Below are 18,937 nucleotides of genomic sequence, written 5' to 3' on the forward strand. Positions count from 1 at the left end.
CCTTGGCGGCCGTGCCCGTCCCCGGCCGGCCCGTTGCCGCCCGGCCCGTTGCCGCCGTGCCCTTCCCCGCCTCGCCCGATCTCGTCGTGCCCGTTCACGCCGCACCTCGTGCTTCCATCCGGGCCCGGAGCCGGCGCAGGCAGCGCTGGCGCAGTGGCCCGATGCTGCCGACCGCGATGCCGAGCGCGGCCGAGATCTCCACATAGCTGGGTGGCGGGGACGCCATCAGCACGCGCAGCAACTGGCGGCACCGGTCGCCCAGTCCGTCCAGTTCCTGCCACAGCCGGCGGACCCGCTCCGCCCGGTCCGCCGCCTCCTCGGACTCGATGAGCGTCTCCTCCGGCGTCCGGCTCTCGCTGGCCCGGTCCAGTACCTGCGGATCGTCGGTCACGGTCAGCCGGGTCAGGCCCTTGAGCACCTTCAGGCACTCGTGACGCGCCGTACTGGCGAGCCAGGAACCGGCCTTGTCGGGCTCGCGGATCCGGCCCAGGTGCTGGGCGAAGCGGAACCACACGGTCTGGTAGACCTCGTGTCCGTCGGCGTCGGAGAGCCGGTGCGCGCGTACGACGGCCCACACCAGCGGACTCATGCCCTCCACCAGCGCCTTCCAGGCCGCGGCGTCCCCGTCGACGGCGGACTGGACCAACTCCCCGACCTCTGCTCGGTCCACGGCTGCACCCCTCGTGTACGGGACGTCATCGTACGCCGTGGAGCGGAGGGTTCCGGACCTCATACGGGCAGCGCCGGGATCGCCGCCGGGACCGGGCGCCAGCTGGGTGGCCGGAGTGCCGTGACGTGCGCCCCGCGCACCTCGGTCCGATCGGCCGACCGCGCCAGCAGCCGGGCGCCGGCCCTGCGCGCATCCCGCTCCCGATGCGCCGTCATATGAGCGGCGACGAGCCCCGCCACCACCGGGGTCGCGAAGGACGTGCCACTCCACTGCGCGAGGCCGTCGAACATCACCTGGTCCGGCTTGGCCCCGGTGCTCTGCCTGCCCTCGCTCAACACCCCCGTGTGGCGCGGGAACTGGCAGGTGCAGGCGTAGCCGGAACCGAACCGGCAGGTCTCGTAGGTGGAGTGCTGGTAGAGGTACGGCACGGGGGTGTCGAATCCGGTGAGGGCGCTGGTCAGGCGCTCACCGGGGGCGTAGACCCGGACCCAGGGGCCGTGATTGCTGAAGCAGGCCGCGGCGTCGCCGTCCCCGCGCAGGGCGCCCACCGACAGCACGCTCTCCGCGTACTCGGGCAGGGCGGCGTAGGCGGCGGGCCAGAACGGGGTGTCGCTGCCGTTGTTGCCCGCGGCGGCGACCAGCAGGGTCCGCCGGGACCGCAGTTCCCGCATGAAGGCGTCCAGGCCGAGCAGGCCGCCGGTGCTCTCGGTGGGCGTGCCGGCGGAGAGGCTGATGACGTCGGGCCAGCCGTCCCGGTCGACGGCCTCGAACAGCTTGCCGCCGAACTCCGACTCCAGGACGGCACCGGCGTCGTTCAGGGTGCCGCGCACGGTGATGGCGGCGTCGGGTGCGACCGCCGCCAGGATCCCGGCGATGAACGTGCCGTGGCCGACGTACTGGTGGAGCATGCCGTCGCCGTCGGTCTCGGACGACTGGGGGTCGCCGGTGGTGCGGGCCAGGAGCGGGTAGGAACGGTGGTCGTGCGTCAGGCCGTTGTCCACGACGAGGACGCGGACGGCGTGGTCCGGGTGCGGACCGGCCGCCGCGGCGGCCGGGTTGGCCGCCGCGGTGCGCGCGGCCGGCACCGGCTCGTCACCGGGGCAGGCGTTGACCGCGATGTGCACCACGTGGTTGCGGCTGACCAGCCGGCGGCCCCCGCGGTCCTCGGCGGCCCGCAGGGCGCGCAGGGCGTGCGGCACGCCGTCGTCGCCCGCGGCCGGGTCGGCGACCCGGATGCGCGTGACGCCGGTGCGGTTGCTCTCCGGGCCGGTACGGCGTACGTGTTCGGGGAACAGGCCCCGGGTCTCGGTGAAGTGGGCGCGCACGGTGTCCTCGACGACCCGGGCCTCCTCGCCGTCCCGGGCGAGTACGACGCCCTTCTCGTACAGGAAGTGGGCGTCGTCGTCCGGCCCCATGGCCAGTGGGACATGGGGCATCGAACGCTGAATGTGGTCGAACTGCTCGTGGAACCGCTGTGGCGCCATGTCGTGTCATCCCCCTCGAGGCGGTGTTCGACAGTGGGAGTCGCGAGGCCACCGTCTGATACACCAGGCCACTACCATGCGAGACGTGACGGCGGGAAGCGAGTCGGTCCTCGAACTGCTGCCCCTGGTGTTCGCCGACCCCGGCGAGGCCCGGGCGCGCGCGGAGCGGGTCCTGCACGCCGCCGCACCGCCGTTGCACGCCAGCGTCGCGCACCAGGTGCTCGGCATCTGGCAGCGGGACTTCGGCGATCTGCGGATCGCGCTGCGGCATCTGCGCCGGGCCCGGGACCTCGCCGCGCGGGCCGAGTCGGCCGACCGGGAGGCCGATGTGCTCGCCACCCTGGGGGTCGCACTGGTGCACGCGGGGCGCACGCGGCAGGGGCTCGCGTCGTTCGAGCGGGGTGTCGCGCGGGGTACCGGGCACACCCGGGCCCGGGTGCTGTACCGGCGTGCGTATGTGTGGTGGGTGCTGGGCCACCACCGGGAGGCGCTGGACGACGTACGGCGGGCGCTGCCGGTGCTGCGGCAGGCCGCCGACGACATCTGGACCGCGCGGGCACTGACCCTGCGGGCCACCGTGCACCTGGCGCTCGGCGCGGTGGACCGGGCGGACGCGGACTTCACGGCGGCGGAACGGCTGTGGGACACCACCGGCCAGGAGCACGACAAGGCGGACGCCGTGGAGAGCCGGGGGCTCGCCGCGTTCCGGTCCGGGGACATCCCGGCGGCGCTGCGGCTGCTGGACGCGGCCGAGGAGCGGTACGCCAGGCTCGGCACGCCCACCTACATGCTGTCCGTCCGGCGCTGTGAGGTGCTGATGGCGGCCGGGCTGGCCCCCGAGGCGCTGGCCGAGGCCGACGGGGCGACGGCGCTGCTGGACCGGATCGGCGGGCAGTCCACGCGCAAGGCCGAGCTGCTGCTCGCCGCCGCGCGGGCGGCCCGCTCGGCCGGGGACCCGCACACCGCGATCGCCCGCGCCGCCGTCGCCGTACGGCTGTTCGCGGCGCAGCGGCGGACCTGGTGGCATACGCACGCCCAACTGGTGCTGATCCAGGCGCGGGTAGCGGCCGGGCGCCGGTCGGGGCGACTGGTCGCGGACGCGGCGGCGGTCGCCGAGCGGCTGGCGTCCTTCGGCTCGCCCGCCGCGCCCGAGGCATCGCTGCTGGCCGGCCGGATCGCGCTGGGCCTCGGCTGGACGGCGGACGCGGAAAGGCACTTGTCGGTGGCCGCGCGCAGCCGGCACGCCGGCCCGCCGACGGTCCGGATGACCGGCTGGGCGGCGCAGGCGCTCAGGGCGCGCGCGGCCGGCTCCCGGCGCGGTGTGCTGGAGGCCTGCCGGCGCGGTCTGGACGTGCTGGACGACCACCGGATGACCCTGGGCGCCTCGGAACTGCGCGCCCATGTGACCGCCCAGGGAGCCGAACTGGCCGCGCTGGCACAGGAGGTGAGTCACAGTCAGGGTGATCCGCGGCGGCTGCTGGTGTGGAGCGAGCGCTGGCGGGCGACCGTGCTGTCCGCGCCGCCGACCCGGCCGCCGGACGATCCGGCGTTGCTGAGCAGCCTGACCGCCTACCGGGAGATCGCCGCCCGTGCCGAGGGTGCCCGGATGGAGGGCCGCCCGGTGCCCGCGCTGGAACGCGAACGGCGGCGTCTGGAAAGGGAGATCCGCTCCCGCACCCGCCACATGCGTGGGGCCGCGCCCGGCACCGGGGACCGGCTGGACGTGGCCCGGCTGCTGGACCGGCTCGGCGCGGGCCGGCTGGTGGAACTGGCCGTGGTGGACGGGCGGGTGCACGTCCTGCTGTGCGGGCAGGGGAAGGTGCGGCGGTTCGACGGCGGGGCGCTGGCTGAGGCGGTGGCCGAGGCGGAGTACGTCCAGGCCGGGCTGCGGCGGCTCGCCCATCCCGGCGCGGAGGCGCGGCTGCCGCTGGTGGAGGCGGCGGGGCGGCGGCTGCAGGAGCTGCTGCTGGGCGGCGCGGCGGCGCAGCTCGGCCCGGGCCCCGTGGTGATCGTGCCGCCGGGGGCACTGCACCGGGTGCCGTGGGCGTTGCTGCCCGCCCTGCGGGACCGGGTGCTCAGCGTGTGCCCGTCGGCGGGCAGCTGGCTGCGCGCCCGGGAGACGGAGCCGCCGCCGGACGGCCGGGCGGTGCTGGTGCGCGGGCCCGGCCTCGCGACCGGCGGTGCCGAAGTACTGGAACTGGCGGGCCGGTACGGCACGGCGACGGTCCTGGAGGGTGCCGAGGCCCAGGTGCCGCGGGTGCTGGCGGAACTCGACGGCGCGGGCCTCGCGCACCTGGCGGCGCACGGTACGTTCCGCGCGGACAGCCCGCTGTTCTCCGCGCTGCGGATGGCCGACGGCCCTCTGATCGTGCACGACTTCGAGCGGCTGGCCCGCAGCCCGTACCGGATCATCCTGTCCAGCTGCGACACCGCCCGCCTCGCCTCGGTCGGCGCCGACGAACTTCTCGGTCTGGTCACCGCGTTGCTGCCGCTGGGCACGGCCGGCGTGGTGGCGAGCAGTGCGCCGGTCAACGACGAGGCGGTGGTGCCGCTCATGCTGGCGCTGCACAAGGGCCTGGGTGCGGGCCTGTCCCTGGCCGAGGCCCTGCGCGACGCCCGCACGACCCTGCCCGGCGACGCCGTGCATCAGGTGACGGGCTGGGCGTTCGCGGCGTTCGGCGCTGCGTGAGCGCGCGGTGCGGGGCTGCCGGTCGGTGGCCCGGTGCGGGTGTGTGGTGGCTGCTCGCGCAGTTCCCCGCGCCCCTTCCTCACCTGCTCGGAGTCGTCCCGTGCACCGTTCCGCCACACGCACCGACGACGCTCGGCCCGCTCCGACATCCGGTCTGCTCTCACAGCCGGCGCGCTGTGACACTGGGCCCGCGCCGACAGCCAGACACTGGGCGCGGACCGGCCAGCGTTCCTCACCGAGCGGTGGGCGGACGCGTTCCGGGGCTGCCGCCACACGGTGCTGGGCCCCGGGGATCCCCTCGGGCACCCGGACCGGCGTGTACGGCCCCCCGACGCCCGGACCGCTCTTACGGCCGGCCCGCTCTGGCACGTGTGCAGCTCTGGCATGTGTGCCCGGCTCCCCCTCCCTCCCCTCCGCCGTCCCCGTGTCCTGCCCTGCGCTGCCCTGCCCCTACGCCTACGCCGAACTCGCGACCCGCCGCTCCACCAGCCACGGCAGCGCCTCCCGGTCCCCCGTCCCGAGTCTCGTGTAGGCGCTGTACAGATGGTTCCCCACCGTACGCACCGACAGAGTCAGCTGCTCCGCGATCTCCCGGTTGCTGAGCCCGGCCGCCGCGAGCGTGACGATCTGCCGTTGCCGTGCGGTCAGTTCGCCCAGAGTGAGTCCGGCCAGGGCCGGCGTGCGAGCACCCTGGCAGCGTCCGGCCAGCGCGAGCGCGCGGGTGCGGGAGAGCCGTGCGGCACGCGGATCGCGGTGTGCCCGTACGGCCTGTGCGTGGGCCTCCGCCGCGAACAGCAGCAGGCCGCGCTCCTGCAGGGCCTCGGCCACCCGGTCGAGGGCGGGCCCGTCGCCGTGGGCGAGCGCTTCGGCGTGCCGGGCGAGGACGCTGCCGGCCGGCAGCCGCCCGGCAGCGGTTTGCGGGGTACCCAGGCGTACGGCTTCGTAGAGGGCGTGGACGTCGTCACCGGCCGCCACCGCGGCCCGCGGCCGCCCCCCGCCCGTCTCCGCCGAACGGTCCTGGGCACGCTCCAGTTCGCCCCGGCAGCCGGGGTCGTCCGGCGTCCGGCGCAGCCCTTCCCGGGCCCAGGCCGCCGCGTCCCGCACCTCGCCGCGCAGACGCGCGTACCGGGCCCGTACGGCGGCGTAGCCGGGCGGCAGCGGCGCGCCCTCCGCCACCAGCCACTCCCCCACCGGCGTGGGCACCGGACGGACGTCCAGCCGCTCGATCCGTTCGGCCAGCATGCGCTGTTCGGCGTCGAGCGCGGCGCCGCACGCGTCGGCACCGGCGGCCAGCCGGCGGCCGCGCAGGCGGCCGGTCGTGGCGCGCAGCACCGGGCCGAGCAGTGGATCGGCGAGGGTGACGGCGCCCCGGTCGTCGACCTGGACCAGACCGTCCGTCTCCAGCCGTTCGAGGACGTCGAGGTCGAAGTCCTCCGGGTACGCCGGCAGGGGCTCGGCGAAGGCGAGGCGTTCGAGGGTGTCGCGTGCGCCGGGGCCGCAGCGCTCCACGGCCGGCGCGAAGCGCTCGCGGACGGCCGGGGTGACCGGCAGCGGGCCGCGCCAGGCACGCTCGCCGGTGCCCGGCACGGGGGCCAGCCGCCCGGACGCGTCGAGCGCGGTCACCAGGTCGCGCAGCAGCCGCAGGTCGCCCCGGCACACGTGGTGCAGCCGGGCGGCCGTCAGGGGCTCCAGGCCCGCCGCCGCGAGCAGCCGGGCGGTGTCCTCGCGGGGCAGCGGGGCCAGGGCCAGCCGGGGCAGCAGCTCACCGGTCCACAGCCGGGACACCGCCCCGGGCGCGGGCCCCTCGTCCGCCGCTGCCACGAGCAGGCGGGTGCGCCCGTGCGCGGCGAGCTGGTGGACCAGGGCGGCCGAGGCCTCGTCCAGCAGATGGGCGTCGTCCACGACGAGCAGCCGTACGCCGGACAGGAGCCGGACCGCGCGGTGCAGCGAGACGGTGTCGGGGAGCAGATGGGCGAACGCCGCGAAGGGCAGCCCCCGGGCCTCGGGAGTGCCGGTCACGCGGGTGTGCTCCGTGCCCTGGAGCGCGTGCGTGATCAGCCGGGTCTTGCCCCGGCCGGCTGGGCCGGTCACGACGAGGCCGTGCCGTCCGGTGGCCGACGATCCGGTCACCAGGTCCAGTTCGTCCTCCCGGCCGGTGAACGGCCAGGTCGTCGGAAGCGTCTTCACGTCCTGCCGGAAAGTCCTCACTCCTTCCGGAGCGCGGGTACTCAGGTTTGATACAGGCGGACTTGAGTAGCCCCCGACTCAGGCGCCCGCACCGGGGGGCGGGCACGCTGGCCGCATGACCCGACGCCTCTGCTCGCTACCGCGGCAGCCGGCCCCGTCCTTCCCGGCGGGGCTGACGGCCGAGCGGCTGGGTGCCCTGCTCGCGGGGCGGCGCATGTGGGTCAACGGCACCGTCCTGCACTACTGCTTCCTCGGCGCCGGCTCCGACGCCTCGGTGATCCCGGTTCCCGGGACCGCCGAACTGCGCCGGGTGCCGTGGAACGGGGGCGAGGAACAGCGGGAGGTGGTGCGCGAGTGCTTCCGCGAGTGGCAGAGCCTCGGCATCGGTGTCGTGTTCGCGGAGGTCGGTGACCGCGGTGAGGCCGAGCTGCGGATCGGCTTCCAGGCCGGCGGCGGTTCCTGGTCCACGGTGGGCCGGGAGGCGCTGTCGGCCGGCCGGGGCGAGCGGACCATGAACCTCGGCTGGGACGTGACCGCGCCCGGGGAGCGCGGGACCGTCCTGCACCAGATCGGGCACGCACTCGGCATGGTGCACGAGCACCAGAGCCCGTTCGCCGGGATCCACTGGGACGACGAGGCCGTCTACGCCGAACTGGCGGGCCCGCCGAACTTCTGGAGCCGGGAGACGGCGTACACCAACGTGCTGCGCACGCTGGACGCGGGCGAGGCCAGCTGCTCGGTGTGGGATCCGCAGTCGGTCATGGTGCTGCCGGTCGGGCCGGGGCTGGTGCTGGAGCCGGAGCGGTACCGCGGGGGGCTGCGTCCGTCCGGGGCACCGTCCCCGGCCGACAAGGAGTTCATGCTCCGCTGGTACCCGCCGGCCGGTTCCGTGCGGCCGGCCGAGCTGGTGCCGTTGCGGTCGGTGACGCTGGGACTGGGCCCGGCGGAGCAGGCCGACTTCACCGTCGAACCGCCGGAGACCCGCGACTACCGCGTGGGCACCTTCGGCGACGCCGACACCGTGCTCGTGGTCTTCGAGGAGCGCGACGGGGAACCGCGCTTCCTCGCGGGCCGCGACGACGGCGGCGGCCCGGGCAACGCCGTTGTCGGGGTACGGCTCGTCAGGGGCCGCCGCTACTTCGTCCGCGTACGCCGCTGCTCCACATGGGGTTCGGGGGAGACGGCGCTCATGTGCTGGTGACGGCACGCGGGCGGGGAGGACCAGGGACCGGCGCCGGGGGACCGGTCGCGGACGTCACCCACGGGGGAGGTGACGTCCGCGGCCACGCCGGTTCCGGGGTCAGGGCCCGCGGCCGGCGCATCCGCCGGGACGCGGCGGGCGCCCTAGTGGGCCAGACCCAGGTGGTCGCGCAGGGTCGTGCCCTCGTAGTCGGTGCGGAAGACGCCCCGTTCCTGTAGCAGCGGCACCACCTTGTCGGCGAACGGATCGAGGCCGCCGGGGGTGATGTGCGGGACGAGGATGAAGCCGTCCGAGGCGTCCGCCTGCACGAAGTCGTCGATGGTCCACGCGACGGTGTCCGGGGAGCCGATGAAGGTCTGCCGGTTGCCGGTGTTGATGACCAGGTCGCGGATGGACCACTTGTTGGCCTCGGCGAGTTGCCGCCACTCGCGGGCGACGGCGATCGGGTCGCGGTACATCCGCACCTGGGCGCGGCCCCGGGAGATGTGCTCCTCGCTCACCACCGGGTCGACGTCCGGCAGTGGACCCTCCGGGTCGTACGCCGACAGGTCGCGGTTCCAGACGAACTCCAGGTGTTTGACGGCGGTGGCGCCGCTGACCTGCCGACGGCGCACCTCGCGCGCCAGTTCGGCGGCCTCCTGGTCGGTTTCGCCCAGGACGAACGTCGCGGCGGGCAGGATGAGCAGCTGGTCGGAGCGGCGGCCGTACCTGGCGAGGCGGGACTTGACGTCCGTGTAGAAGGCCTGGCCCTCTTCCAGCGTGGCGTACCGGCTGAAGATCGCGTCCGCGCTCTCGGCGGCGAACTCGCGTCCCTCGTCGGAGTCACCGGCCTGGAAGATCACCGGGCGGCCCTGCGGTGAGCGCGGGACGTTGAAGCGGCCGTGGATGTCGAAGTGCTGTCCCCGGTGCTCGAACGCGCCGGCCTCGGCGTCCCGCAGGAAGGTGCCGGTGGCCCGGTCGGCGAGGATCTCGTCGCCGCGCCAGGAGTCGAACAGCTCGTTCGCCGTGGCGAGGAACTCCCTGGCGCGGGAGTACCGCTCCTCCTGCGGCAGGAAGCCGCCGCGGCGGAAGTTCTCCCCGGTGAAGGCGTCCCAGGAGGTGACCACGTTCCAGGCGGAGCGGCCCGCGGAGAGGTGGTCGAGACTGGCGAACTGGCGGGCCACCTCGTACGGCTCGTTGAACGTGGAGTTGATGGTGCCGGTCAGGCCGAGCCGGTCGGTGACGGCGGCCAGCGCGGCCAGCACGGTGAAGGTGTCGGGGCGGCCGACGACGTCCAGGTCGTAGATCTTCCCGCCCTGCTCCCGGAGCCGGAGCCCCTCGGCGAGGAACAGGAAGTCGAACTTGGCGCGTTCGGCGGTGCGGGCGAAGTGCGCGAAGGAGCTGAACTCGATGTGGCTGCCGGCGGCCGGGTCACTCCACACGGTGGTGTTGTTGACGCCGGGGAAGTGCGCGGCCAGGTGTATCCGCTTCAGCGGCTTGCTCATGGTGATGCCTTCCTCCGGCTCAGGCGACGGCGGTGGGGGCGGGCGCGGGGACGGGGGTGGCGGCGGGCTCGGGTGATACCGGGTGCCCGGAGGAGTAGCGGCCGGCGGGGCGGGCGAGCCCGAGGAGGCCGCGCAGGGTGCCGGCCTCGTAGGCGTCCCGGAAACGGTGGCGGCGCTGCAGCTCGGGCACCAGCTCCCGGCTGACGCGGGGCAGATCGTGGCCGGCGACGGCGGGCCGCAGCCGGAAGCCGGTCAGCCCCTCCCCCGCCAGCTCCTCCAGCAGATCCGCCAGTTGGGCCGCCGTTCCCGCGAAGACCGGGGCGTCGCTCGTGTACGGCTCGCCCGCGAGCGTGTCGAGGCGTTCCCGCCGGGCGTTCGCCTCGCCCGGGGCGTCGTCGAGGAGGACGACGAGGTCGCCGAAGACGTGCAGCGTCTCGTCGGCGCGGCCCGCGGCCTCCTGCTCGGACCGGATCTCGGCGACGATCGCGCGGGCCTGCCGCGCGTCGTGCGGGGTGACGTAGCCGATGTCGGCCTGGCGGGCCACGAGCCGGTACGCGACGCTCTGGTGGGCGAGGGCGCTGACCGGCGGCTGCCCCTGTGGGGGCCGCGGCGTGATGGAGGGCCCCTTGACGTGGAAGAAGCGGCCCTCGAAGTCGATGTGGTGCAGCTTGTCCCGGTCGACGAAGCGGCCGGTGGCCGCGTCCCGGATCTCGGCGTCGTCCTCCCAGCTGTCCCAGAGCCGGCGCACGACCTCCACGTGGTCGCCGGCCTCCTCGAACAGCTCGGTGGCCACGCGTCGTGCGGCCGGGCCGTCGAGGGCGTCGATCCGCTCGACGGTGCGGCGGCCGAAGTGCGCGGCCTCGTCCGCCCGGGCGGTGACCTGCACGCGCAGGCCCGCGCGTCCGGTGCTGACGTAGTCGAGGGTGGCGATCGCCTTGGAGATGTGGAACGGCTCGGTGTGTGTGGCCACCACGGTCGGGACGAGACCTATGTGCCGGGTGAGCGGTGCGACTCGGGAGGCGATGAGGACGGCGTCGAGCCGCCCGCGGACCTGGTCGGTGCGCTCGTCGGGCTCCAGGGCGTGTGAGGACTGGGGGCCGAGGCCGTCCTCGACGGTGACGAAGTCCAGCAGGCCGTGTTCGGCCTCGGCGACCAGATCGGCCCAGTAGCGGGCGGTGAACAGATCCTGGGGGCGGGCGACCGGTTCCCGCCAGGAGGCGGGGTGCCAGCCGGTGCCGTCCAGGGCGACGGCGAGATGGAGCGGGGAAGCGGGAGTCGAGGACACGTCGGTGCCTTCCTTGATGTCCGTACGAGAACACCGGCTCACGGTGCGGGGCGTCGGCGCGGGGCGGTGCGGGGCGCGCCGGGAGGAGACCCGGGCCGGGGACCGGAGCGGGGCCGGAAAGGAGGTCAGTGACGACAGAGCGCGGCGGACACGCGCTGGAGGTCTATGTGCGGCCGGGAGTGCAGGCGGACGGAGCGGTACGGGTGCGGGACGCGCGGGGGCAGTCCGCGGGTCACATCCGTCATGTCCGTCACCTCCCTCCGTCGTGCGCAGGCGGGGCCGGCCTGCGGCCGCCCGGTGCGTCTCGTCATGACGTACAACGTGTGCCCGCCCCGCGGTGTTCCCGGCGTACGGATCCGGCCGCCCCGCCCGTGCGGTGACGGGTGGTCAGGGCATGTCCGGCGGCAGGCCGGGCGGATCCGGGTCTTCTTCAGGAGGAGAGTCTTCAGGAGGAGGGCCTTCAGAAGGGTCTTCCTGCCCCAGGCCACTCGCTGGAGCGGCGGCCGGCGGGCGGGGCCTCGGCGCCGATCACGGTCGTGCCCCTCCCGTGGACGCGGGCGGGCGGCACGGAGCTGCCGCACTTCACCTCACGGCCCGTCACCTGGGGAAGGTGTCGGGGGCTGCCGCGGCGTGGCCGGCCCAGTCCAGGATCTGGACGGCCGCTCCGGCGGCCTCCAGGCCCCGGCAACGGCCGTGGTGGCGGCGGGCGATGCCGTCGAGGTCCAGGTGGCGGCCGAAGGCGGGACGGCCGGCCAGGCGGCGGGCGTAGGCCCACAGCGCGCCCCGGCCGGCGATCCGGTGTACGGCGGAGGCGTCGAGGTGGCAGCGGTGGACGGTGTCCAGCTGCACCAGGGTCACCCACAGTTCGACGTCCGCGGCGGTGAGGCGGTCGCCGACCAGGTACTCCTCACCGCTCAGCCGCCGTTCCAGCCGGCCCAGGGTGTCGAGCAGCACGTCGAGGGCGGCGGCCCGCTCGGCGGGGCCGGCGTCGGCCCGTCCGGCGCGCTGGGCGGCGTCCTCGATGCCTTCGGCGCACATCCGTTCCACCGCTTCGATCACGGAGTGCGTTCCCGACGGGTACAGAGAGGGCCGGCGGCCGTCACGCGGGAAGCGGTCGAGGTCGCGCAGGATGTCGGGGGCATGGGTGCTGACGATGCGCCCGGACCAGTCGTCACTGAGGACCGGGGCGAGGGCCGGGCCGGTGTAGTGGTGGGCGCTCGCCTCGTACAGCGGTCGCAGCGCCGCGTGGCCACCGCCGGGACGGTCGGGGACGGCGGGCAGGAAGGTGACCGGACAGCTGCCGGCCAGGCCGAGGAGGCCGTGCCCGACCGCGAGCCGCAGCCCGTCGGGGCAGGCGGTCGACAGATGGAGCCGGTAGCGGTGCGGCACGGCGTGGTGGCCGCTGCGCGCGTCCCGCCCGAGCCGTCCCCGGAAGAGGGGAGCCGTGCGGTGGACGTTCGAGTCGGCGGCGAGCGGGCTGATGGACATGCGTCTCCCCTGGTGGTGGGCGTGCGATCCCTGGGTGGCCGGGGCGCGGCTCCCCCGGCGATCGGCGCGCGGACCCGTTGGTGATCAGGGCGCGGACCCGGGCGATCGGGGTGTGGAACACCCGGTCGTGGACGGGCGGAAGGACGGGCGCGCCGGCCGGGTCCGTCGGGCGATGCGGGCGAGGGCCCGGAATCAGTACCGGCCGCCGAGCGCGCTGCAGACGCGCAGCAGGTCGATGTGCAGCCGGGAGGTGAGCAGAGGGGCGCACAACGGCGTCCGGCCCGCTCGGCCGGCGACCGTCTCGTGGCGCGTCATGTTTCCCTACCCGTTCACTAGGATTCCCTCCCTGGAGTGTCGACCGGGCTCCGCACGGCGTCAAGGGGGCGTCCACGCCTGGGACTCGGGGTGCGGTCGCAGGCCGGCGCCGACGGGCCGCGACCGGCCCGCCGGGGATTCGGGCGCGGCGCTCCGCCGCCCGGCAGGCCGCCGCCCGGCACTTCGCCACCGGCCGAGCACGGACGGACGACCGCCGGCCCAGCGCGGACGGACGACCACCGGCCGAGCGCGGCACATGACCACCGTCCGACCCGTGACGAGGTGAACACCGGAAGGAGCACGAGGAGCACGAGGCCTCCCCAGGAGCAGCGACATGTGACATAGTACTGCCGTGGCGAAGCGACTGACCTGCGATGTCGTGGTCGTCGGAGCCGGAATGGTGGGCGCAGCCTGCGCGCTGTACGCCGCACGGACCGGTCTCGACGTGAGGGTGGTGGACCGGGGCCCGGTGGCCGGCGGCACCACCGGCGCGGGCGAGGGCAACCTCCTCGTCTCCGACAAGGAACCGGGCCCCGAGCTCGAACTGGCCGCACTGTCGGCCCGGTTGTGGGCGGACCTCGCGGCGGAACTCGGCCCGGTGATCGAGTACGAGCCCAAGGGCGGCCTCGTGGTGGCCTCGACGCCCCGCTCGCTCGCCGCGCTGGCGGAGTTCGCCGCGGGTCAACGGGCCGCCGGCGTCACCGCCGAGCCGGTGCGGGCCGACGATCTGCCCGGACTCGAACCCCACCTGGCACCCGGCATGGCCGGCGGGGTGCACTATCCCCAGGACGCCCAGGTCATGCCCGCGCTCGCCGCGGCTCACCTGCTGCGCGCCTCCGGCGCCCCGTTGCACACCGGCCGAACGGTGACGGGCGTGCTGCGCGCGGCGGACGGCGCCGTGCGCGGTGTCCGCACCGACCGGGGCGACCTCCACGCGCCGGCGGTGGTGAACGCGGCCGGCACCTGGGGCGGTGACCTGGCGGCCCTCGCGGGTGTCCGGCTGCCGGTACACCCCAGGCGCGGGTTCGTGCTGGTCACCGAGCCGCTGCCCCGGCTGGTCCGGCACAAGGTGTACGCGGCGGACTACGTGGCCGACGTGGCGAGCGACTCGGCGGCCCTGCGCACCTCGCCGGTCGTGGAGGGCACGGCCGCCGGGCCGGTCCTGATCGGCGCGACCCGCGAACGGGTCGGCTACGACCGCTCGTTGTCGCTCGCGGCGGTACGGGCGCTGGCGGCCGGCGCGATCGGGCTGTTCCCGTTCCTGGAGCGGGTGCGCGCCCTGCGGACCTACGCGGGCTTCCGGCCGTACCTGCCCGACCACCTCCCGGCGATCGGCCCCGACCCCCGGGCGCCCGGGCTGTTCCACGCCTGTGGCCACGAGGGGGCCGGCATCGGACTGGCCACCGGCACCGGGCGGTTGATCGCGCGGACGCTCGCCGGGAAGGCGCCGGATCTGGACCTCACACCGTTCCGGCCGGAGCGGTTCGACAACGAGGGAGGCGACACACCGTGAATCCCGAGGAGTTGGCCGGGGCCGGACCCGGCGAGACCCTTACCGTCACCTTCGACGGCCTGCCCCTGGAGGCACGGCCGGGCCGCACCGTCGCGGCGGTCCTGTGGGCGGCGGGCGTGACGGCCTGGCGCAGTACCCGCGGCACGGGCCGGCCCCGTGGGGTCTTCTGCGGGACCGGCGTGTGCTTCGACTGCCTGGTGACGGTCAACGGCCTCCCGAACCAACGGGCTTGCCTGGTTCCGGTGCAGGCGGGCGATGTGATCCGCACCCAGCGGGGGACGGGCCGGGACGATGACTGACCGACCGCATCTCGTCGTCGTCGGCGCGGGCCCGGCCGGACTGGCCGGCGCCCTGGCGGCAGCCGCCCGGGGCATCGGCGTGACCCTCGTCGACGCGGCCGACCAGGCGGGCGGGCAGTTCTACCGGCAGCCCGCCGCCGCCCTGGGGGCCCGCCGGCCACAGGCCCTGCACCACCAGTGGCGCGCCTGGAAGCGGCTGCGGGACGGGCTCGACCGCTACTGCGCCACGGGGCTGATCAGGCACCTGACCGACCATCACGTCTGGTGCGTCGAGCGGCGGTCCGGAAGCCGTCCGGTCACCGTGCACGCCCTGCACGGCCCCACGCAGGAGGAGGGGATCGACGTCCACGCGGACGCCGTGCTGCTCGCCACCGGCGGCTACGAGCGCGTCCTGCCGTTCCCGGGCTGGACGCTGCCCGGCGTCGTCACGGCGGGCGGCGCGCAGGCCATGCTCAAGGGCGGCCTGGTGCTGCCCGGGCGGACGGCCGTCGTCGCCGGTACCGGGCCGCTGCTACTGCCCGTGGCCACCGGGCTCGCGGCGGCCGGGGCCCGCGTGGCCGCGCTGGTCGAGTCCGCGGATCCCGCGGGGGTGCCGCGCCGGATCCCGGCCCTGGCCGCGCGGCCGGACAAGCTCGCCGAGGGCGCCGGATACGCCGCCCGGCTGCTGCGTCACGGTGTGCGCGCACTGCCCCGGCACACCGTGGTGGAGGCGCACGGCACCGAGCGGCTGACGGCGGTCACCGTGGCGGCGCTCGACCGGAACGGGCGGATCAGGCCCGGCGGTTCACGGCTGATCCGGTGCGACACCCTCGCCGTCGGCCAGGGCATGCTGCCGCACACCGACCTCGCCGAGACGCTCGGCTGCGCGCTGTCCGGCAGCGGCGTACGGGTCGACGACGAGCAGCGCACGGATGTGCCCGGCGTGTGGGCCGCCGGGGAGACCACCGGCATCGGCGGCGCGGCCCTCGCCCTGGCCGAGGGCCACATCGCCGGCCGCTCGATCGCCGCCCGGCTGCGGGGCACCGCCCCCGACCCCCGTCGCTGGGTGGCCGCCGCCCGGGCCAGGACCCGGCTGCGGCACTTCTACTCGGCACTCGACGCGGTCTGCGCACCGCCGGCCGGCTGGGCCGAACAGGTCACCGACGACACGCTGGTGTGCCGCTGCGAGGAGGTCACCGCCGGCGAGGTCCGTAGCGCCGCGGGCACGCTCGGCGCCCGCGATCTGCGCACCGTGAAGCTGCTCACCCGGGCCGGGATGGGCTGGTGCCAGGGCCGGATGTGCGCACCCGCCGTGGCGGGCCTGACCGGCTGCCCGCTCACCGAGGGGCGCCGGCCCTTCGCGCGGCCGGTGCCGCTCGGGGTACTGGCCGCCCTGCCCGAACCGGACTGACCGGTCGCTCGTCTCCTGCCCGACCACCAAGTCGCAGTAATATGTCACACCCTACCGATTGGGATTCATCATGACGCTCGCGCGGCCCCGCCCCTGGCACGGCATCCTCGTCGCCACCGCCCTCCCGCTCCGCGAGGACCTCTCGGTCGACTTCGACCGGTATGCCGAGCACTGCGCCTGGCTGGTCGGCAACGGCTGCGACGGCGTCGTACCCAACGGCTCGCTCGGCGAGTACCAGGTCCTCACCCACGAGGAGCGCGCCCGGGTCGTGCGGACGGCCGTGGCCGCGGTCGGGGGCGAACGGGTGATGCCGGGCGTCGCCGCGTACGGCTCCGCCGAGGCCCGCCGCTGGGCCGAGCAGGCGGGCGAGGCCGGCTGCGCGTCGGTGATGCTGCTGCCGCCCAACGCCTACCGCGCCGACGAGCGGTCCGTCCTCGCCCACTACGCCGAGGTCGCGCGGACGGGCCTGCCGGTGGTGGCGTACAACAACCCGGTCGACACCAAGGTCGACCTGGTGCCCGAAGTCCTCGCCCGGCTGCACGGCGAGGGCCACATCCACGGCGTCAAGGAGTTCTCCGGGGACGTCCGCCGCGCCTACCGGATCGCCGAACTCGCCCCGGAGCTGGATCTGCTGGCCGGGGCGGACGACGTGCTGCTGGAGCTGGCCGTGGCCGGCGCCAAGGGCTGGGTGGCCGGCTACCCCAACGCACTGCCCCGGGCCTCGGCCGAGCTGTACCGTGCGGCCGTGGCCCAGGACCTCACCACCGCGCTCCCCCTCTACCGGCGACTGCACCCGCTGCTGCGCCGGGACTCGGCGGTGGAGTTCGTGCAGGCGATCAAGCTGTCCATGGACGTCGTCGGGCGGCACGGTGGCCCGGTGCGCCCGCCGCGCGGACCGCTGCCGCCCGAACAGGCGGCGGCCGTCCGTGCGGACACCGAGAAGGCCGTGGCCGCAGGGCTCGTCTGACCAGGAGGCCGGAACATGCGCAGCAAGCTCGTCCTGCACGCCGTCGACTCGCACACCGAGGGCATGCCGACCCGCGTCGTCACCGGCGGGATCGGCCCGGTACCGGGCGCCACGATGAACGAGCGGCGGTTGCACTTCCGTGCCCACCACGATCACATCAAGCGGCTGCTGATGAACGAACCGCGCGGCCACTCCGCGATGAGCGGCGCGATCCTGCAGCCGCCGAGCCGCCCCGACTGCGACTGGGGCGTCATCTACATCGAGGTCTCCGGATACCTGCCGATGTGCGGGCACGGCACGATCGGGGTCGCCACCGTGCTGGTCGAGACCGGCATGGTGGAGGTCGTGGAGCCGATGACGACGATCCGGCTCGACACCCCGGCCGGCGTGGTGGTCGCCGAGGTGGCGGTGGAGGACGGCGCCGCGCGGCACGTGACCCTGCGGAACGTCCCGTCGTTCGCCGTCGCCCTGGACCGCACGGTCACCCTCCCCGGCGGCCGTACGGTGACCTATGACCTCGCCTACGGGGGCAATTTCTACGCCATCCTCCCTCTCGACGCCCTGGGCCTGCCCTTCGAGCGCTCCCGCAAGGACGACATCCTCAGGGCCGGCCTGGACCTGATGCGCGCCATCGACGCGGAGTCGGAGCCGGTGCATCCCGAGGACCCGTCGATCCGCGGCTGTCACCACGTCCACCTGTACGCGCCCGGTGCCACCGCCCGGCGCTCCCGGCACGCGATGGTCATCCATCCGGGCTGGTTCGACCGCTCCCCGTGCGGTACGGGCACGAGCGCGCGCATGGCGCAGTTGCACGCGCGCGGCGAACTCCCCCTGCACACCGAGTTCGTGAACGAGTCGTTCATCGGCACCCGGTTCACCGGGCGGCTGCTGGCGACCACGGAGGTCGCCGGGGTCCCGGCGGTGGTGCCCGAGTTCACCGGCCGGGCGTGGGTCACCGGGACCGCGCAGTATCTGCTGGACCCCACCGATCCGTTCCCCGAGGGGTTCGTCCTCTAGACTCAAGCCGGTGATGCGTGACATGGCACAGACCTCGCAGGACAGCACCGTCCCCGCCCTCCCCCGGCTGGGCGGCCGCCGCAGCAGTTTCCGCGAGCGGGTGGCGGACGCGCTGCGGGCCGCGCTGATCGCGGGCGAGCTGCGGCCCGGCGAGGTCTACTCGGCGCCGTCGCTCGCGGCACGCTTCGGGGTCTCGGCGACGCCGGTACGCGAGGCGATGCTGGATCTGGCCAAGGAGGGGCTGGTCGACACGGTGCCCAACAAGGGCTTCCGGGTCACCGCCGTCTCCGATCAGCAGCTGGACGAGTACACGCACATCCGCGCGCTCGTCGAGATCCCCACCGTGGCCGGCCTGGCCCGCACGGCCGACCGTGTCTCGCTGGAGGCGCTGCGGCCGGCCGCCCGCGAGATCGTCACCGCCGCGGTGGCGGGGGACCTCATCGCCTACGTCGAGGCCGACACCCGCTTCCACCTCGGTCTGCTGGCCCTCGCGGGCAACGCCCACCTGGTCGAGGTGGTGGCCGACCTGCGCAAGCGCTCCCGTCTCTACGGGCTCACCGCGCTGGTGGAGGCGGACCGGCTGCTGTCCTCGGCCCAGGAGCACCTGGAGCTGCTCGACGCCCTGCTGGAGCAGGACGAGACGGCCGTACGGGAGATCATGACCCGGCATATCGGGCACGTCCGCGGCCTGTGGGCCGCGGCGGACTGACCGCGCGTACGTCAGCCCCGCCCGCCTGCGCTCCGCCGGCTTCACTCCCTGCACTCCTTGCACTGTCTGCACCACCTGCACCTGCACTGCCTCCCACCCCATCCCCACGCCCCCAGCCCCCGCACCCCCACACCCCCGGAGGCAGAACATCTCGCGGCGCGAAGGCCGTCACGCGACGCTTTTTGCGCGACCGGGCGGGTCTGACGGGACAAGAAGCGGCGATTTTGAGCCGCCTCGAA

Annotated in this window: 16 protein-coding genes; 8 read left to right on the forward strand and 8 right to left on the reverse strand. The window is 75.0% G+C overall.

Features of this window, described 5'->3' with window-relative positions; translation table 11 throughout:
* Nucleotides 1–94 precede the first annotated feature (94 nt).
* Both ACGFT2_RS04485 and ACGFT2_RS04490 read right to left on the reverse strand, forming a co-directional pair.
* Nucleotides 95–733, reverse strand: coding sequence for an RNA polymerase sigma factor (locus tag ACGFT2_RS04485; RefSeq protein ID WP_393273383.1), 639 nt, complete (start codon nucleotides 731–733; stop codon nucleotides 95–97).
* Nucleotides 730–2,154 carry a S8/S53 family peptidase gene (locus ACGFT2_RS04490; RefSeq protein WP_393273385.1) on the reverse strand — a complete coding sequence of 475 codons (1,425 nt, stop codon included), beginning with the start codon at nucleotides 2,152–2,154 and terminating at the stop codon, nucleotides 730–732. Before ACGFT2_RS04490 ends, ACGFT2_RS04485 begins: the two co-directional genes overlap by 4 nt.
* 76 nt (nucleotides 2,155–2,230) lie before the next feature.
* Between ACGFT2_RS04490 and ACGFT2_RS04495 the strand changes: the two genes are divergently transcribed.
* Nucleotides 2,231–4,843, forward strand: coding sequence for a CHAT domain-containing protein (locus ACGFT2_RS04495; protein ID WP_393273386.1), 2,613 nt, complete (start codon nucleotides 2,231–2,233; stop codon nucleotides 4,841–4,843).
* A gap of 456 nt (nucleotides 4,844–5,299) precedes the next feature.
* Here the strand turns inward: ACGFT2_RS04495 and ACGFT2_RS04500 are convergent, their stop codons facing one another.
* Nucleotides 5,300–7,051, reverse strand: a complete 1,752-nt coding sequence (locus tag ACGFT2_RS04500) for a LuxR C-terminal-related transcriptional regulator (protein WP_393273388.1) — start codon at nucleotides 7,049–7,051, stop codon at nucleotides 5,300–5,302.
* 94 nt (nucleotides 7,052–7,145) lie between these two features.
* On the opposite strand from ACGFT2_RS04500, the gene ACGFT2_RS04505 reads away from it, so the two are divergent.
* A complete protein-coding gene (locus ACGFT2_RS04505; protein ID WP_393273390.1) occupies nucleotides 7,146–8,231 on the forward strand; it encodes a M12 family metallopeptidase in 1,086 nt (361 codons plus the stop codon).
* A 143-nt stretch (nucleotides 8,232–8,374) separates the two neighbouring features.
* On the opposite strand, the gene ACGFT2_RS04510 is transcribed toward ACGFT2_RS04505, so the two are convergent.
* The 5 genes from ACGFT2_RS04510 to ACGFT2_RS04530 form a co-directional block, all read right to left on the reverse strand.
* On the reverse strand, nucleotides 8,375–9,715 hold the full coding sequence (locus tag ACGFT2_RS04510; protein WP_393273391.1) for an NtaA/DmoA family FMN-dependent monooxygenase: 1,341 nt from the start codon (nucleotides 9,713–9,715) through the stop codon (nucleotides 8,375–8,377).
* 19 nt (nucleotides 9,716–9,734) lie between these two features.
* Entirely contained in the window at nucleotides 9,735–11,000 is a 1,266-nt protein-coding gene (locus ACGFT2_RS04515) for an LLM class flavin-dependent oxidoreductase (RefSeq protein WP_393273393.1), read from the reverse strand.
* A 125-nt stretch (nucleotides 11,001–11,125) separates the two neighbouring features.
* Nucleotides 11,126–11,245 (reverse strand): putative leader peptide, encoded by a 120-nt coding sequence (locus ACGFT2_RS04520; RefSeq protein WP_393273395.1) that lies wholly within the window; start codon nucleotides 11,243–11,245, stop codon nucleotides 11,126–11,128.
* Between the two features lie 352 nt (nucleotides 11,246–11,597).
* The gene (locus ACGFT2_RS04525; RefSeq protein WP_393273397.1) at nucleotides 11,598–12,488 is read right to left on the reverse strand and encodes a glutathione S-transferase C-terminal domain-containing protein; all 891 of its coding nucleotides are present in this window, start codon (nucleotides 12,486–12,488) and stop codon (nucleotides 11,598–11,600) included.
* A gap of 192 nt (nucleotides 12,489–12,680) precedes the next feature.
* Nucleotides 12,681–12,803, reverse strand: coding sequence for a hypothetical protein (locus ACGFT2_RS04530; RefSeq protein WP_393273399.1), 123 nt, complete (start codon nucleotides 12,801–12,803; stop codon nucleotides 12,681–12,683).
* Between the two features lie 352 nt (nucleotides 12,804–13,155).
* On the opposite strand from ACGFT2_RS04530, the gene ACGFT2_RS04535 reads away from it, so the two are divergent.
* The 6 genes from ACGFT2_RS04535 to ACGFT2_RS04560 all read left to right on the forward strand — a co-directional run bounded on the left by ACGFT2_RS04535 (nucleotide 13,156) and on the right by ACGFT2_RS04560 (nucleotide 18,698).
* Nucleotides 13,156–14,316 carry an NAD(P)/FAD-dependent oxidoreductase gene (locus ACGFT2_RS04535; RefSeq protein ID WP_393273401.1) on the forward strand — a complete coding sequence of 387 codons (1,161 nt, stop codon included), beginning with the start codon at nucleotides 13,156–13,158 and terminating at the stop codon, nucleotides 14,314–14,316.
* Nucleotides 14,313–14,615 carry a (2Fe-2S)-binding protein gene (locus ACGFT2_RS04540; protein WP_393273402.1) on the forward strand — a complete coding sequence of 101 codons (303 nt, stop codon included), beginning with the start codon at nucleotides 14,313–14,315 and terminating at the stop codon, nucleotides 14,613–14,615. The genes ACGFT2_RS04535 and ACGFT2_RS04540 overlap by 4 nt, the downstream gene beginning before the upstream one ends.
* Nucleotides 14,608–16,005: an FAD-dependent oxidoreductase gene (locus ACGFT2_RS04545; RefSeq protein ID WP_393273404.1), complete on the forward strand. Its 1,398-nt coding sequence runs from the start codon at nucleotides 14,608–14,610 to the stop codon at nucleotides 16,003–16,005. The genes ACGFT2_RS04540 and ACGFT2_RS04545 overlap by 8 nt, the downstream gene beginning before the upstream one ends.
* Nucleotides 16,006–16,075: 70 nt before the next feature.
* Nucleotides 16,076–16,972, forward strand: a complete 897-nt coding sequence (locus ACGFT2_RS04550; protein ID WP_393273406.1) for a dihydrodipicolinate synthase family protein — start codon at nucleotides 16,076–16,078, stop codon at nucleotides 16,970–16,972.
* A gap of 15 nt (nucleotides 16,973–16,987) precedes the next feature.
* On the forward strand, nucleotides 16,988–17,989 hold the full coding sequence (locus tag ACGFT2_RS04555; protein ID WP_393273407.1) for a proline racemase family protein: 1,002 nt from the start codon (nucleotides 16,988–16,990) through the stop codon (nucleotides 17,987–17,989).
* A gap of 13 nt (nucleotides 17,990–18,002) precedes the next feature.
* On the forward strand, nucleotides 18,003–18,698 hold the full coding sequence (locus tag ACGFT2_RS04560; RefSeq protein ID WP_393273409.1) for a GntR family transcriptional regulator: 696 nt from the start codon (nucleotides 18,003–18,005) through the stop codon (nucleotides 18,696–18,698).
* Nucleotides 18,699–18,937 lie beyond the last annotated feature (239 nt).

It is taken from the genome of Streptomyces sp. NPDC048514 (assembly GCF_043199955.1).
Classification (GTDB): Bacteria; Actinomycetota; Actinomycetes; order Streptomycetales; family Streptomycetaceae; genus Streptomyces.